The following is a 14,936-nucleotide window of genomic DNA, read 5'->3' as shown; positions in this document are numbered from 1 at the left end:
CGTGAGCGGAGCCACGGGCGCCGGATCGACCGGTATGGACACGGACGGCGGCGGCCGTGGCTCCGCCACGGACTCGACAAGCTCCCATGACTTTCATGGATCCCAGGGGGGAACTGTGACGGACACCCGAGGCCCGCAGGCCCAGCGGTACGCGGCCCCGGCGGGCGAGGCGCAGCACGCCTCCCCACTGCCGGGGGAGCGTCAGCCGCAGCCCAGGGGGGCCTATCACCCGCCGCAGGCCTACCAGGCGGAGCCGGCGGGCGCCGTGCGCCGTCCGCGGACCGGTGCGCGCACCACGCCCCGCACCCGCAAGGCCCGCCTGAGGGTGGCGAAGGCCGACCCGTGGTCGGTGATGAAGGTCAGCTTCCTGCTCTCCATCGCGCTGGGCATCTGCACGATCGTGGCGGCGGCGGTGCTGTGGATGGTCATGAACGCGATGGGCGTCTTCTCGACGGTCGGCAGCACGATCTCGGAGGCCACCGGCTCGAGCGAGTCGAACGGCTTCGATCTCCAGTCGTTCCTGTCGCTGCCGCGCGTCCTGACTTTCACGACGATCATCGCGGTCATCGATGTCGTCCTGGCCACCGCTCTCGCGACGCTCGGCGCGTTCATCTACAACATCTCGGCAGGCTTCGTGGGCGGTGTCGAGCTGACCCTGGCGGAGGACGAGTAGCCGGCCGGGGGCGGCCCTTCGGGCGGCCGGAGCGCATCCCGGTCAGGGGTGCGCTCTTTTGACGTCCGGGTGCCAGGAGCCCGGCGCCGACTATCGATTTTGGGACTTCCCACGTCGTGCGCTAATCTTCAGGAGTCAGCGCGCGGGACACACCGCAAAGCGCGGCGGGGCTATAGCTCAGTTGGTTAGAGCGCATCCCTGATAAGGATGAGGCCACAGGTTCAAATCCTGTTAGCCCCACCAGCGAAAAGACCCCCGGCCCACTAGGGCCGGGGGTCTTTTGACACCCACGATTGACACCAACAGCGCCGAATCAGCCGATGAGCGGGTCCTCCAGCAGCTCGGCGAGCATCGCGACGGCTTCCCGCTCACTCTCGCCGACCACGTGCGTGTAGACGTCCATGGTCATGCTGATCTGGCTGTGGCGAAGGATCGCTTGGGCCACCTTGGGGTGCACCTTCAGGAAGGCCAGCAGAGTGCCGCATGTGTGCCGGGCGAGCCGGACCGTGATGCGGCGGACGCCGGCCCGCTTGACGAGGCGATCGAATGTGCGGGAGAAGCCCACCGGATCGATCATGCCGCCATGCTCTGAGGAGAAGATCAGGTCATGGCCCGGCTCCTGCAACCAGTTGTCACCGGCGATCTTCCGTTCCAGCTCTTGCAGCTCCCGCCGTTCTTCCAGCGCGCGGGCGCAGAACTCCGGTAGAGGGAGCACGGCCTGTGAGGACTCGGTCTTGAGGTCTTTGAGGACCAGGCCGGCGCCCTTGACCCGCTGCACCTGCTTGACCGGGGTGAACTGACCCGCCCCAAAGTCGATGTCCTGCCAGCGCAGGCCCAGGACCTCACTGCGGCGGAGCCCAAGGACGAGGACGAGCACACAGGCCGCGTAGAGGCGGTGAGCGCGGACCGAGCGAAGGAACGTGACGGCCTCCTGCGCGCTCCACGCCTTGCCCTTGTCCTTGGCGACCTTGGGCATGTCAACCAGGAGCGCGACGTTGCGCGTCAGCAGCTCCTCACGGATGGCCCGGTTGAGCGCGTTCCGGAGGACGCGGAGCACCTCGAAGCGGGTGGCCGCGCCGACCTTCTCACGCTTCAGCGCCGCCATGAACGTGCGGAGCTGGGCAGGCGTGAGCTTCACCAAGGGCTTCTTGCCCAGATGCGGCAGCAAGTACAGCCGGACCTTGGACTCGTACTTTACGTACGTGTTGTGCTCGCGTTCCGGCTCCACGATGTGCTCAAGGCGCCCGGCTGCGCTCCGCGCTGCGCTCCTGCCTTCGGCCCGCTCCGCGCGCGCTGCGCCGACGCGCGCCCACGTGTGGATAGGGCCGGTGGCCATGAGTCAATCACCGCATAGAGCGGCCCGCGGTCAAGGCAATGCCTCCGGCGGGGGATCGGCCGGCACCGGGATAGCGGGGGCGCCGCCGCCGACTGCGGGTCCGTGGTGGCGTGCGCGGGGAGCTCCCATCCCGTCCACCGTCGACCCAGGCAGAGCCGAGCAGACGCGGCCCAGGGCGTCCAGGTCGTTCGTACAGTGGCGCGCTCCACCTGGACGCCCTGAACCACGCCCGCTCCACGGTGTGTGGGTCGACGGCGGACGGGATGGGAGCTGGGGCGGGTGGTGGGTAGCGGAAGGATGCGGGTGCAGCAATGGGGGACCAACCCGCCCTTAGCCATGGATGCAGTCCAGACTAGGTCCATGGCTAAGGGCGAGCATCGCGCAACCTTCAAAGAGATCATGGATTCTCTGGACCCCGGGAGCACTCATGAGGTCTGGCTCTCCGTCGTGAACACCGGCGTGATCGACGATTGGGCCGGGGGTACCTGGCACCTGACCGGAAAAGAACTGGATGTACGAGTCGCCCGACGACTGGCGGTCAGTGCCGACCTCATGGTGTTGGGACGCGGAGGCAGTACTCAGCTGGAGGATGTGTCCGCCGAGCAGCGCGCCGCAGTCTGGGAGACGGCCAGCCGACGCTACGAGGGTCCCGGCGGCAAGGTCGAAGGTCCCGAGTGGCCGAAGGAACCGCTCTACTGCGCCTTCAAGTTCGCCTCAGAGGATGGACGAATCCTGCTGCTGATTGACGAGTCCTGCTGAAGTGGCACAGCGCCAAGAGATCCCTGGCCGCGTACCCGTTGCGTGCCCGTATCAAGGGGAGCGCGCTAGCTGCTTGTCAAGGCCACGTGGGGCGGCTGACACCAGCGGCTGACACCAACAAGCGCGAACGGCAACGGTCGGCGCCGGACCTCAGTGGACGATCGGCCGAGGCGCAGGCCCGGTTAACCGACCTCGACGGTCCCCTGTGATCGACCTGATAAGGATGAGGCCACAGGTTCAAATCCTGTTAGCCCCACAGATGAAGATCGCAAAGAGCAGGCGCTTCCCACCCGGGCGGTGCCTGCTCTGCTTTTGCGTGGCCCGGGCCGGGCTTCAGGTGTCGTCGGCGTTGATCGCCCAGAAGGCGGCTCCCCACCGGGCGCGCCATCTGTACGTTTCCTCTTCGCCGTGAGTGTGTGCCGTACTTCCCGCCCGCGGTGGTGGCGGCCCGCCCGACGCCGAACGGCTCGGCAAGGTCGCAGCACGTCTCCGTCCCCCGGCGCCGAGGCTCCGGTGGGGGTTTTCCCCACTCCCCGCATGGTGGTCTCCCGTATGTCCCAGCACGCCGACGCCGAGTTGACTGATCACCGGTCGCACTGAAGAAGCCCACGGAGGAGACGGCACATGGCCACACGCGCAAAGTCGTTCGGCAGCACCTCACTTACCGCCACTGCCCTGCTGGTCGTCGGCTCGCTGGCGGCAGCGGTCCTCGCACCGGCGGCGTCGGCCCGGTCGGGCTCGACCGGCTACTCCGCTGCCCAGCTGCGGCACGATGTCGCCGCCGTCCGGCAGGCGGGCGGAGGAGAGGTGAACGTGGTGGCACGGGTCGATACGCCGGGTGGGCCCTTGCAAGCCCGAGCCGGTTCCGCTGCCGCCGGTTCGACGGCGCCTGTGCCATGGGGCTCGGAGTTCCGTATCGCTAGCACCACCAAGACGTTCGTTGCCACCGTGGTCCTCCAACTCGCCGCCGAGAAACGGCTGTCGCTCGACGACTCCGTCGAACACTGGCTGCCCGGAGTGGTGGCAGGTCACGGCAACGACGGACGGCGTATCACCGTGCGGGATCTGCTGCGGCAGTCCAGCGGTCTGTTCAACTACACCGATGACCCCGGCGTACAAGGGATGCTGCAGGACTTCGACGCCAACCGTTACAACGCCACTCCGCCCGCCGAACTTGTAGCCATCGCGATGCGGCACCGGCCCCTGTTCGTCCCGCAGCCCGGTGGCCGTACCCGCTGGTCCTACTCCAACACCAACTACCTGCTGGCGGCGATGATCGCGCAGAAGGCGGGCGGTGCGGACTGGCGCGAGCTGGTCGAGCACCGCATCATCGCGCGGCTGGGCCTGCGTCACACCGTGATACCCGGAGCGAACCCGTTCCTGCCCGCACCGCACGTACGCGTCTCCCTCAGCACCGGACCCGGCACCTCGCTGGACATCACCGACAACAGTTACATGCACACCGCCGACTCCGGCATCGTCAGCACCACCGAGGACCTCAACACGTTCTTCCGCGCTCTCGCGAGCGGAGAACTCCTGCCGGCCGAGCAGTGGCGCGAGATGCGACAGACGGTCGTACGCACCGACGACCCCGAGGATGTCAAGGAACAGCCCTTGGGCGACTACGGCCTCGGGTTGCGAAAGATCCCGCTGTCGTGCGGGGGCTACTCCTACGCACACGAGGGCGACGGAATCGGCGTCTACACCCGGCCCGCCGTCACAGCAGACGGCCGTCGCGCCGTAACCGTCTCCATCACCAGTACCTCGACCATGCCGGACCTGCCCACCCTCAACAAGGCGACCAACGCACTGATCGACCACGCCCTGTGTAACCGATCCTGATCAAAGGGGTGGCGACCACGGTGGAGAACCGAGCAAGGCCCGGTCCCCGGCGCGACGCGGCGTCCTGGTCTCGCCGGGCGGCCGTCCAGGGAGGACCATGGGAGGTGAGCGACCGAGGGAGGCCATCATGAAAACCGGAGCCTCGGACTACGACACCTGGCTCTACTCCCACACCCCGTCCCAGGCCGAGGGCGAGCGCGACGAGCCGGCCGAGCGTTCGGCTGTGGAACAGCACCCGGACGTGCCCAGGACCGAGCCGTCCCAGGCGGAGGGCGAGCGGATGGACGACACCGGGCCCGCGTGACCGCGACAGGCGATCAGTGAACGGTGCGCAGGGCAGAGCCCGGGACCGCGCGGCCGCGGTGCCGGGCAGGCCGCCCGGAGTGGTGGAACCGTGGCGGTCGCGGATCTTGATGTGCTGGTGACGTCGGCGAAGGCCGACAACAACGGCCCGGCACCTGGAAACAGGTGCCGGGCCGTTCACCGTGCGGGGCTTGGTACGCAAGTTCGCCGCTGGAGCCTTCAGGGCCTCCCGCAGGGGGAGGGGGGGTGGATCACAGTTGGAGGCGCGCCGTCCGCCTGAAAGGGTTGGGGGGCTCGCTGCGGGGCCGGGGCACCGAGGGGGGAAGCGGTTCCCCTGCGGTGATGTCCATGAGTGGGCGGTGGCGACAGGCCGGGATGGTGTTGTGGGCTTCCGCGTGGATGCGTTGCTTCATTGTGGGGGGCAGGGACCGTTCACGGGCCGTTCTGCGTTGCAGTGGCGGCTTCGGCCTCGGTGGCGTCAGACGCGTGCTGCTGTTGTGCTCCGGCTGGGGCTGGGGTACCGCCGCCGCGGCGGCCGTGGTGATGAGTCCGAGCGCGGTGCACAGTGCAAGGAAGGCGGTGACGAAGGCGGTCCACAGCGTCATGACCTTGTTCCTGGTCATGGCCCCTCACTTTCGGGTCGGGCGATTTGCGTACTTTCCTCATGATGTGTATGAGGGTTCCGAAGTGGTGGACCGACGCCCGCGGCGTATCGATCTTCGGATGAACACCACTCTGATGGGCGCAAAAGACCCGGAAAACTCAGGAAAAGGCGGGGAGAGCGGCGAAGATCACAGTCTGTCGCCTGCGATCACCTGGAGTCCGGAGCGGCACCGTCCGGTCGTCATACGCCGTAAAGCGCTGTGCCGGACCGGAGTTGGGGAGACGATGCAGGTCACCGATCGATATCGATCGGTGTGTATAGTCGGGCGCCAGAGGTCCCCTACGTCAAGGAAAGACGAGGTCGCGCGGTGAAGAAGCTTCTCCTGGTCGCACTGGCCGCCATCGGCGGGCTCCTCGTGTACCGCCAGATCCAGGCGGATCGCGCCGAGCAGGATCTGTGGACGGAGGCGACTGACTCCGTGCCCACGGGTTCGTGAGTTCCGACAGACAAAAGGTTCAGAGCAGGCCCCGACCGCAGCGGCGGTCGGGGCTTTGTGTTGTCTCTCAGACGCGGGGCGCAAGCGCCGTGGAGGAGAAGTTTCGGCCGCACGTACGCAAAGCACCGGTGCCGTCGTGGTGCGCGGGGCAGGATGGGCGGCGGGCCGGGCCCGGGACGTAGGCCGTAGGGGGTGGAGTGTGAGGGGGCGGCGCACGGAGGCGGGACGCGGGGCGCGGTGGCGCCGCCGGACGCCGGCACGCGTGGCGGTGGCCCTGGGCGCGGTGGCGACGGTCGGCGCGACCATGGCGCTTCCGGCGCGTGCCGCGCCTGTCTCCGCGACTGTGGACGGCACACCGTTCCCGTACGCCTTCGCCCGTGACGCCAGGGCGGTCGAAGGCGCCCCAGGGACCGCGGACGCCGTACGCCTGGATCCCGGACACACCTACAGGAGCGCCCTGCCCGCCGACGGCAAGCGCTATTACCGCCTCGAACTGGACGCCACCGCCACCGTGTACGTCTCCGCGACGGCCGTCCCCCGGGCGGGGGCGACGGTGTCCTCCTCCGACGGCCTGAAGGTGTCCGTCCAGGACGCCCGCGGCACCACCTGCTCCTCCGGGACCACCTACGTCGGCCCCACCCGCAGTCCGCACCCCGTCGCCGCCTGGGCTTCCCGCGGTACTGGCCCCGGCACCTATGTGTGCAAGGGGGCGGGGTCGTACTACATGGTCGTCGAGCGGCGCGGCCTGGGCGCCGCCCATGGCGACTGGGACCTGGAGCTGGACTATGTCTCCGAACCAGCCCTACGGCAGGCCGCCACGACCACGCCACCCGCCTGGGACTCCGCGACTCCCGAGTCCGTCCTGGGCGACGCCACGCGCCGCGCGGGCGGGGCGGGCTTCGCCTCGGCGAGCGCCCTGGGGCAGGGCGTCTGGCAGGACACGATCAGCCCCGGGCAGACCCTCTTCTACAAGGTCCCCGTCGACTGGGGCCAGCGACTGTCCGCCACCGCCGAGATGGGCAGCTCCACCGGCGGCGAGGGTTATGTGGGCACTGCCCTGGCCATGTCGCTGTACAACCCGGTCCGTGCCGAGGTGGACGATGCCGGCGCCGGTTACAGCGGCGCCCAGACCTCGGCCGTGCTCGACCCGCTGCCCCCCGTAGACCACGCCAACCGCGAAGTCCCGGGAAACCGGACGAGCGGTATGCGGTTCGCGGGCTGGTACTACCTCGTCGTGCACCTTGGCGCACCCGTCGCGGACAGGTTCGGGGACCGGCCGTACGGGCTGACGCTGCGGGTGCGGGTGAGCGGGACACCGCAGTCCGGCCCGGCGTACGCGGGGCGGCCCGTGCCGGGCGACGCGTTCGAGGTGACGGCGGCGGACCGGGAGGAGGCGGCGGCCGGGACGGCGCGGGGCGGCGCGGAGGACGGCTCCGCGACGTCGGCGGGCCACGCACCGCGGGCCGATGCCGCAGGCGTGGGCGGGGACAGTCGCACGATGAAGCTGGTCGCCGTGTGCGGGATCGGCACCGGGAGCGTTCTCGTCCTGTGGCTCGGGGCATGGACGGCGGCCGCCCGGCGGCGGGCGCGCCGGTGGGCCGGCTGACCGCCGCTCAGATCCGGGCGAGAGCCCAGAACCCCACCGCGAAGCAGGCCAGCGCGAGGAGCAGGACGGGGACGGCGAGCTTCGCCGGTGGCCCCGGGCGCCGGGCGACGGGTCTGCGGCGGTGCCGCGCGGTCTCCTGCGGCCGCGTGTGGGCCTGTGGGGACGGAACGGCGGCCGCGTGGGCGGATCGCTGTACGGCTGCCGCCGGCGCCGTGGGCGGACCGGCGGAGGGCATGCGCGCGGGGTCGTGCCGCGAGGGGTGGGAGGCCGCCGTGGGAGCCGGATGGGCAACGACACCGGCGGGCGGTACGGGAGGCTGCTCGGGCGGGTGAGGCGACGTAGGGAGCGCCTCGCGCGGCGGCAGGGGGAAGCTCCCGGTGTGCTGCGTCGTGGGTGGCTGCGTGGGTGGCGGGGGATCGACGACGGGCCTGGGCGGTACGACGACGGGCGCGGGCTGTGGTCGGCCCGCGGGAGGCGGGGGTACGGCTGCGGACGTGCCGGGACGGGGGACTGTCGGGGTGGACGCGCCGGTGCCGGGGGGCGAAGGAGCGGTGGCCGGCGGCGGTGGCACCGGGCCGGCCGCGAGCCGTGCCGGGCCGCTGCCCGTCCACGGGGTGTGCGGCGGCGGAGCGGTAGCCGGTACCGCCGCGTTCGAGTGGCTGGTCGCGGCGCCGGATGTGCCTGCCGTCGAAGGGGCGGCGTGCGGAGGGCGGGGAACGTCACTCGCCCCACCGGGCGGTATCGCCTCCGCCCGGCCCGCGACCGTGCCCGACGATTGGAGTGGGGTCGGTGCGGGGCCGTCCGTCACCCCCGACGCCGTACGCGAAGGACCCTCGGGGCCGAACCCGGGCGGCAGCGGACCGAGTTGGTCGAAGATCTCCACCTGCTCGTCGACGGGGCCCGGCTCCGGCAACAGCTCCGCGGCCGCGGCGAGCGCCTTGCGCGCCCCCGTGGTGGTGCGGAACCGCGCGGCCGGGTCCGGCTGCAACAGAGTCGCCACGACCTCCCACAACGGCCCGGGAACGCCGCGCGGAGCCCCTGGCGTGCCGTTGGCCACGAAGTACTCGACCAGTGCCCTGGCGTCCGGTTTGGCGCCCTCGAGCAGATACAGCGCGACCAGCCCCACGGCGAACAGGTCGGCAGAGAAGTCCGGTTCCGCGCCCATCAGTTGCTCGGGCGCGAGATAACCGGGCGTTCCCACCACGTAGTCGGTATCCGTCAGCCGCGGCTCGCCCAGGCGCATGGCGATGCCGAAGTCCGACAGCCGCAGCCGGGGCCGGCCGGTGCCGGTGGCCTCCAGGAGCACGTTGGCGGGCTTGACGTCCCGGTGCACGACCCCTTCCGCGTGCACGGCGGCGAGCCCGGACAGCAGCTGGTCGAGCAAAGCGCACACGAGGGACGGAGGAAGCGGGCCGTAGTCCCCGACGAGATGGACAAGCGAGCCCCCGGCGACCAGGTCCATGGTGAACAGGACCTTGTCGTCGTCCGCGGCCCAACTGGCGGGCGCGAGCACATGAGGATGGTCGATCCGTAACGCCTGCTCGCGTACGAACCGCAGCAGCGCGTGGGCGTCGCTCTGCTGAAGGACCTTCGCGGCCACATAGCGGCGCCTGCGGTGGTCCCATGCGCGCCAGACCGCCCCGACTCCCCCGCGCCCGATCGGGTCGACCAGTTCGTACCGTCCGGCGAAGACCTCACCCATGGTCGTGCGTCGCTCCCCCTTCCGGACGGCGGTGAGGACTCCCGCGCACCCCCGGCGCGAGAGCCCCCGGCGGCCGAGACGCCGGATCAGTTCTGGTGGGACTGGTAGTGGGTGACCGCGTCGGACGTGCGGCCGGCGCCGTACACCCGGAGGAACTCTGCCAGTTCCGGGTGGGTCGGGGCGAGGGTGTCCGCCGCCTCGATGATGTCCCCAGCCGCCGCCACCGAGCGCAGCAGCGACTGAATCTCGCGGACCACCCGCTTGACCGTGGGCGCGCCCGAACTGTTCGTCGAATGCGTGGTGTTGTTGAGCACCGAACCCCCCTGCGACTTTTTGATCTCGTCCATCCGCTCGGTCGCCTCGGCCGCGCTCACACTGCCGTCCGCCACCTGCCCCGCCAGGTCCTGCAGCAGCTGCACCCGCTGGACCACCGCGGGATTGCCGATCTTGGCGCGCTGACCGCTCATCAGCTGCGACAGCATCGGAGCGGACAGCCCCAGCACACCGGCAAGACGGGCCTGGTTGAGACCGAGATCGTCGATGAGCTTACGGAAGAGCACCCCCAACGGCTCCCCGTACCAGTTCCGCTGCAGCTCCCGCGCTCTTGCGGTGGCTTCCTGCTGTGCGGCGTCCATTGCGTCTCCCCATCGCTTCCCCAAATACCGTGGTTCGCTGTAGCGAACCACGACGAGCATCTTACGGAGAGTGGTTGTCCACGGGGACCCCCCCTCTTTTTGTGAGATCCAGGGGAAGACCCGGTACGCTGGTCCGCAGCGCCTGCCGGTCCGCGTCAGCACCGGCCGGACGCATCTCCTCCGGGGCCTTAGCTCAGTTGGTAGAGCGCTGTCTTTGCATGGCAGATGTCAGGGGTTCGACTCCCCTAGGCTCCACACCTCGGACCGGTCAGGTGCCCTTCGCGGCGGCTGACCGGTTTTTCGTGTGCGGTGATCCGTGTCACACAAAACCCTTTGCAGTCGTTGCCATTCTTTGCGCAAACGGCCAGGGGCGGCCGGGAGGTCCGCAGCGCTCGCACGAGTGTCCGGCGGGGGCGGAGGGCGATGCAGGGTGGCGCGACGAGCCTTGTGCGGGCTGGTATGTCCGAGGATGTGTAAGCAGAAGGATGCATTCCGTAAAGGAAGTCTCCACGGAACTCGCACAGGAAGTGCGTTGCAAACGTCATCGAGACAGTAAGGCGTAAACGCCCCCGCGACAGTGGCCGTCGCCCACGAGGCCCGCGGTGTTCCACGTGAAACGACGCCGTGGGGCAGAAGACCTCAAGTCTCCTGCCCCACGACGTGGTTGGAACCCGGCCAGGGTGTCCGGAACGGGCTCAGAGGCGGTCGTCGTCCTCCCCCTCGTCGTCGGCCTGCTTCGCCTGCACCTCAGGGTCCAGCGCGCTCGGCCCGCTGCCGTCCACCGACGCCAGACGGTCGCCTTGCGGGACCTCGGTCGCGGCGGGCGGCTCGACCAGCCAGTCAGGGTTGGCCTGCTTGTCCCACCACTTCCAGGCGGCGAAGGCACCGCCGACCACCACGCCCAGCACCGCCAGACCCTTCGCGACGCGAGCCGCTCGGGCCCGCCGCTCCTGCCGGCGCACCAGCTTCTGGATCTGCTGCGGCGAGACCTGGCCGCGCAGCGCCGCCAGCGCCGCGGCACTACGGGCCGCGGCCTCCTCCCGTACAGGACCGGCGACGGCAACCGCCTGCTCGATCTTCGGGCGGGAATACTCCGCTGCCTGCCGGGCGGCCTTACGGGTATAGGCGGCAGCTTCCTGGGCCGCCTGGTCCATCCTGGGCGGCACATGAGTGCGGGCCTGTACCAGGCGGGGGGCGAGACGGGCGCCATACTGGACGCGGGCCTGTTCGGCGGCCTGCGACATCTTCGGCGCGAGACGGACACGTGCCTCGTGCGCATAATGCGCCGCCATGTCCTTGGCCGTGTCGGCGTACGGCGCCACCACTTCCGCGGCGTGCAGCACGCTGTCCTTCGCCGAGCCGGTCGCGGCGCGCACGCTGTCGATGCGGGTCACGGCTTCCTCCTCCTCGGTGGCGTACGGTATTTCGACTTTCCAGCCTCTTACGGATCATGCCTCGCACAGGGCTACCAGGCATGCGAGGCCAGGCATCCGGGTCACGGGGTCTTCCGGGGGCGAATCCACTCCGACCAGGGGCGAATCCGCTCCGAATCCAGGTGAGCGACGATCGGGACGATCAGGCACAATGCCTGATCACGTGTAAAAGCAGACGAATACGGGGCAACAGGAGCTTCGCCGACGACAATGCCACGGATCGTCGCGCCGCGCCGCGTGACAGCAGCACTCGACCGGATTTCCGCGCGCCCGGAGTCCATGACCAGGCCTCCAACGAGCCCAGAACCGGTATCCACCTCCCTGTGCACCACGGGATCCCCGTCGGATACGTGCCGAGCTGCCGTGGCCGGGCGACGCACCGCCCGTCCCGTGCGAGGATCTGGGAGTCACAGAGGACAACGGAAGGCAGATCGTGGCTGAGCAGCTTTACGCCACCCTGAAGACCAACCACGGCGACATCGAGATCCGGCTCCTGCCGAACCACGCGCCCAAGACGGTCCGTAACTTCGTCGAGCTCGCCAAGGGCGAGCGTGAGTGGACCGACCCCGCCACCGGCGAGAAGTCCACGAAGAAGCTCTACGACGGCACGGTCTTCCACCGGGTGATCAGCGGCTTCATGATCCAGGGCGGCGACCCGCTGGGCAACGGCACCGGCGGCCCGGGGTACCAGTTCGAGGACGAGTTCCACCCGGACCTCGCCTTCGACAAGCCCTACCTGCTGGCCATGGCCAACGCCGGCCCCGGCACCAACGGCTCGCAGTTCTTCATCACGGTCGCGCCGACGGCCTGGCTGACCCGCAAGCACACCATCTTCGGCGAGGTCACCAGCGCGGCCGGCAAGAAGGTCGTGGACTCCATCGCCACCACCCAGACCAACCCGCGCACGGACCGCCCGGTCAACGACGTCGTGATCGAATCCGTCGTCATCGAGACCCGCGAGGGCTGAGCCCCACGGGCCACACCGCACGAGGGAACAAAAGCGCCCCGCCCATCCGTACAAGGAGGGGCGGGGCACCCCGTCGTACGGAGAAGTGAGGGAACCGCATGGACCAGGCGCCACGCAGCCCGCAGGACCCGCAGAACCAGGGACCGCACGGCGCTAGGGAACTGCCGGTGTGCTACCAGCACCCGGACCGAGAGACCGGCATCCGCTGCGCCCGCTGCGAGCGCCCCATCTGCCCGGAGTGCATGGTCAACGCATCGGTGGGCTTCCAGTGCCCACAGTGCGTCCGCGGTGGCTCCGGCACGGGCCACTCCCCGGCCGCCTCCCGGCCGCGTACGCTCGCGGGCGGCACCGTCACCGCCGACCCCCGGCTGCTCACCAAGCTGCTGATCGGCATCAATCTGGCCGTCTTCCTGGTCCAGCTCTCCGTGGGTGACCGCTTCACCGAGCGGTTCGAACTCCTCGGCCAGGCCTACGTCCCGCTGCTCGGCTCGATAGAGGGCGTCGCCGAGGGCCAGTGGTACCGGCTGCTGACCGCGATGTTCCTGCACGACAGCCACAGCTTTCTCCACATCCTGTTCAACATGCTCAGCCTGTGGTGGATCGGCGCCCCGCTGGAGGCGGCCCTGGGCCGCGCCCGCTTTCTCGCGCTGTACTTCTCCGCCGGGCTGGCGGGCAGCGCGTTCACCTATCTGATCGCCGCGCCCAACCAGCCCTCGCTCGGCGCCTCCGGCGCGATCTTCGGGCTCCTCGGCGCCACCGCCGTACTGATGCGCCGGCTCAACTACGACATGCGTCCGGTCATCGCCGTACTGGTGATCAACCTGATCTTCACCTTCGGGCTGAGCAACATCGCCTGGCAGGCGCACGTCGGCGGACTCGTCGGCGGTGTCGTGGTCGGCTACGCGATGGTTCACGCGCCACGCGAGCGGCGGGCCCTCGTCCAGTACGGGGTGTGTGCGGTGGTGCTGCTCGCGGTGGTCGTCATGACAGTGCTGAGGACTGCCCAGCTCACCTGAGTGGCAGGTATGCACAGGCCGTAGCCCGAGGTTGTACCCAGCGTTGTCCACAGGCCACCGGTGGATCTTGTGTGTGTCCCCGGGAACACGCGTGCCCCCTGTCACCGACCGGAGATTTCCCAGGTGAGACAGGGGGCGAACGTTTTTGCGGGGCCCGGTGATTCCGTCATACCGGTGTCAAGGCCTCGATGAGTTATCCACAGATCGTCGTTCTTTTTCCACTGACCTGGCGTCCTGTGGACAGTGCTGTGGATAACTCGGGGTACGGCGTGTGGGCAGAACCGGCCGCGGACGGACCGGACCTGCTACTTCCACTGTGTGGAGACGCCGAACCCCGCCGCGATGAATCCGAAGCCGACCACGATGTTCCAGTTGCGCAGGGCGTGGATCGGTAGGGAGCCATCGGTCACGTAGAAGACGACGATCCAGGCGAGACCGATGAGGAACATGGCCAGCATGACCGGTACGACCCAGCCGCGGCTGCCCAGCTTGACAGTCGCCGCTTGCTTCGACGGCGGCGGCGTGTAGTCGGCCTTCTTGCGGATACGTGACTTCGGCACGAGAGTCTCTCCTGTCGATGCGCTGCGTGGCCGCGCAGGGAACGGGGCGGGCTCCGGGGCAGCGTACAAGGGGACATTAGCGCTCCCCCGGGCGTCCGTTAGCGTAGTGCTTCCGAGGCGCCGAAGGAGATAAGGGTACGTGAGCGAAACGGCCGACTCGCCCCAGGGGGGTTCCGGTACGTCCGATTTTTCGGAAACGGGGCCCGCGTCCTCGCCCACGCGTCGGTTCCGGCCCGTGCGTGTGCTCACGGTGGGTGTCTTCGCCCTCGCCGGGCTCATCTTCTTCACGAGCTTCAACACGGCCAAGGGCACCAACATCCGCACGGACTCCTCGCTGCTGAAGCTCTCCGACCTCGTGCACGAGCGCAGCCACAAGAACGCCCGGCTCGACGGGGCGAACGCCGCGCTGCGCGATGACGTCGAGGCCCTGGCCAAAAGCACCGGCGGCGGCACCAGCAAGGCCGATCGAGCGCGGCTTGCTGCGCTCCAGAAGAACGCGGGCACTCATAAGCTCACGGGCAAGGCCGTCACCGTCACCCTGAACGACGCCCCGCCGAACGCCACTGCCAAGCTCCCCGGCTACCCCGAGCCTCAGCCCGATTACCTGGTGATTCACCAGCAGGACCTGCAGGCCGTGGTGAACGCCCTGTGGCAGGGCGGAGCCCAGGGCATCAAGGTCATGGACCAGCGGCTGATCTCCACCAGCGCGGTGCGCTGCGTCGGCAACACCCTGATCCTCCAGGGCCGCGTCTACTCGCCCCCGTACACGATCACCGCGGTCGGGGACCCGGACGAGCTCCAGAAGGCTCTCGCCGCCTCGCCGGCGATCCAGAACTACATGGTGTACGTCAACGTCTACGGCCTGGGCTGGAAAGTCACCGAGGACGGGACGGCGACTCTTCCCGGCTACTCGGGCGCCGTGGATCTGCATTACGCCGAGCCCGTGAAGTAGAAGGCCCGGAGCAGTGGCCGCCGGGGGGACCCGGTGAGTCCGGTCGCCGTGT

At 69.4% G+C, this 14,936-nt stretch carries 15 protein-coding genes and 2 tRNA genes; 11 read left to right on the top strand and 6 right to left on the bottom strand.

The features are described 5' to 3' along the window. Position 1 precedes the first annotated feature (1 nt). Together ACWDEX_RS05990 and ACWDEX_RS05985 are read left to right on the top strand one after the other, a co-directional pair. Positions 2–673, top strand: coding sequence for a DUF3566 domain-containing protein (locus ACWDEX_RS05990; RefSeq protein ID WP_450461980.1), 672 nt, complete (start codon positions 2–4; stop codon positions 671–673). Positions 674–839: 166 nt separating this feature from the next. Next, positions 840–916 (top strand) — tRNA-Ile (locus ACWDEX_RS05985). A gap of 70 nt (positions 917–986) precedes the next feature. On the opposite strand, the gene ACWDEX_RS05980 is transcribed toward ACWDEX_RS05985, so the two are convergent. Beyond that, the gene (locus ACWDEX_RS05980; RefSeq protein ID WP_450461979.1) at positions 987–2,009 is read right to left on the bottom strand and encodes a tyrosine-type recombinase/integrase; all 1,023 of its coding nucleotides are present in this window, start codon (positions 2,007–2,009) and stop codon (positions 987–989) included. 360 nt (positions 2,010–2,369) lie between these two features. Here ACWDEX_RS05980 and ACWDEX_RS05975 point away from each other — a divergent pair, with 360 nt between their 5' ends. From ACWDEX_RS05975 to ACWDEX_RS05965, 3 genes are all read left to right on the top strand, one after another. Beyond that, complete coding sequence (locus ACWDEX_RS05975; protein WP_450461978.1) at positions 2,370–2,768, top strand: hypothetical protein; 399 nt, start codon at positions 2,370–2,372, stop codon at positions 2,766–2,768. 624 nt (positions 2,769–3,392) lie between these two features. After that, positions 3,393–4,610, top strand: a complete 1,218-nt coding sequence (locus ACWDEX_RS05970; RefSeq protein WP_450461977.1) for a serine hydrolase domain-containing protein — start codon at positions 3,393–3,395, stop codon at positions 4,608–4,610. A 127-nt stretch (positions 4,611–4,737) separates the two neighbouring features. Continuing rightward, positions 4,738–4,914, top strand: a complete 177-nt coding sequence (locus ACWDEX_RS05965) for a hypothetical protein (protein ID WP_450461976.1) — start codon at positions 4,738–4,740, stop codon at positions 4,912–4,914. Positions 4,915–5,164: 250 nt separating this feature from the next. Here ACWDEX_RS05965 and ACWDEX_RS05960 read toward each other — a convergent pair whose 3' ends face one another. Next, positions 5,165–5,536, bottom strand: coding sequence for a DUF6344 domain-containing protein (locus ACWDEX_RS05960; RefSeq protein ID WP_450461975.1), 372 nt, complete (start codon positions 5,534–5,536; stop codon positions 5,165–5,167). 348 nt (positions 5,537–5,884) lie between these two features. Between ACWDEX_RS05960 and ACWDEX_RS05955 the strand changes: the two genes are divergently transcribed. Both ACWDEX_RS05955 and ACWDEX_RS05950 read left to right on the top strand, forming a co-directional pair. Then, a complete protein-coding gene (locus ACWDEX_RS05955; RefSeq protein ID WP_003999697.1) occupies positions 5,885–6,013 on the top strand; it encodes a DLW-39 family protein in 129 nt (42 codons plus the stop codon). 262 nt (positions 6,014–6,275) lie between these two features. Further along, positions 6,276–7,619, top strand: coding sequence for a hypothetical protein (locus tag ACWDEX_RS05950; RefSeq protein ID WP_450461974.1), 1,344 nt, complete (start codon positions 6,276–6,278; stop codon positions 7,617–7,619). A 7-nt stretch (positions 7,620–7,626) separates the two neighbouring features. Here ACWDEX_RS05950 and ACWDEX_RS05945 read toward each other — a convergent pair whose 3' ends face one another. After that, positions 7,627–9,321 carry a serine/threonine-protein kinase gene (locus ACWDEX_RS05945; RefSeq protein ID WP_450461973.1) on the bottom strand — a complete coding sequence of 565 codons (1,695 nt, stop codon included), beginning with the start codon at positions 9,319–9,321 and terminating at the stop codon, positions 7,627–7,629. Between the two features lie 86 nt (positions 9,322–9,407). Then, on the bottom strand, positions 9,408–9,956 hold the full coding sequence (locus ACWDEX_RS05940) for a DNA-binding protein (protein WP_450461972.1): 549 nt from the start codon (positions 9,954–9,956) through the stop codon (positions 9,408–9,410). A gap of 182 nt (positions 9,957–10,138) precedes the next feature. Between ACWDEX_RS05940 and ACWDEX_RS05935 the strand changes: the two genes are divergently transcribed. Next, positions 10,139–10,211: transfer RNA gene (locus ACWDEX_RS05935), tRNA-Ala, on the top strand. 440 nt (positions 10,212–10,651) lie between these two features. On the opposite strand, the gene ACWDEX_RS05930 is transcribed toward ACWDEX_RS05935, so the two are convergent. Then, complete coding sequence (locus ACWDEX_RS05930; protein ID WP_450461971.1) at positions 10,652–11,350, bottom strand: DUF5324 family protein; 699 nt, start codon at positions 11,348–11,350, stop codon at positions 10,652–10,654. 472 nt (positions 11,351–11,822) lie between these two features. Here ACWDEX_RS05930 and ACWDEX_RS05925 point away from each other — a divergent pair, with 472 nt between their 5' ends. Then, the gene (locus tag ACWDEX_RS05925) at positions 11,823–12,356 is read left to right on the top strand and encodes a peptidylprolyl isomerase (protein WP_450461970.1); all 534 of its coding nucleotides are present in this window, start codon (positions 11,823–11,825) and stop codon (positions 12,354–12,356) included. Positions 12,357–12,454: 98 nt separating this feature from the next. After that, positions 12,455–13,372 carry a rhomboid family intramembrane serine protease gene (locus tag ACWDEX_RS05920; protein ID WP_450461969.1) on the top strand — a complete coding sequence of 306 codons (918 nt, stop codon included), beginning with the start codon at positions 12,455–12,457 and terminating at the stop codon, positions 13,370–13,372. 305 nt (positions 13,373–13,677) lie between these two features. Here the strand turns inward: ACWDEX_RS05920 and crgA are convergent, their stop codons facing one another. Beyond that, positions 13,678–13,932: a cell division protein CrgA gene (gene crgA, locus ACWDEX_RS05915; protein WP_450461968.1), complete on the bottom strand. Its 255-nt coding sequence runs from the start codon at positions 13,930–13,932 to the stop codon at positions 13,678–13,680. A 139-nt stretch (positions 13,933–14,071) separates the two neighbouring features. Between crgA and ACWDEX_RS05910 the strand changes: the two genes are divergently transcribed. Continuing rightward, positions 14,072–14,884, top strand: a complete 813-nt coding sequence (locus ACWDEX_RS05910; RefSeq protein ID WP_450461967.1) for a DUF881 domain-containing protein — start codon at positions 14,072–14,074, stop codon at positions 14,882–14,884. Positions 14,885–14,936 lie beyond the last annotated feature (52 nt).

The sequence above is a fragment of the Streptomyces sp. NPDC001020 genome, from assembly GCF_053599115.1.
This window is presented reverse-complemented; position numbering and strand designations above follow the sequence as displayed.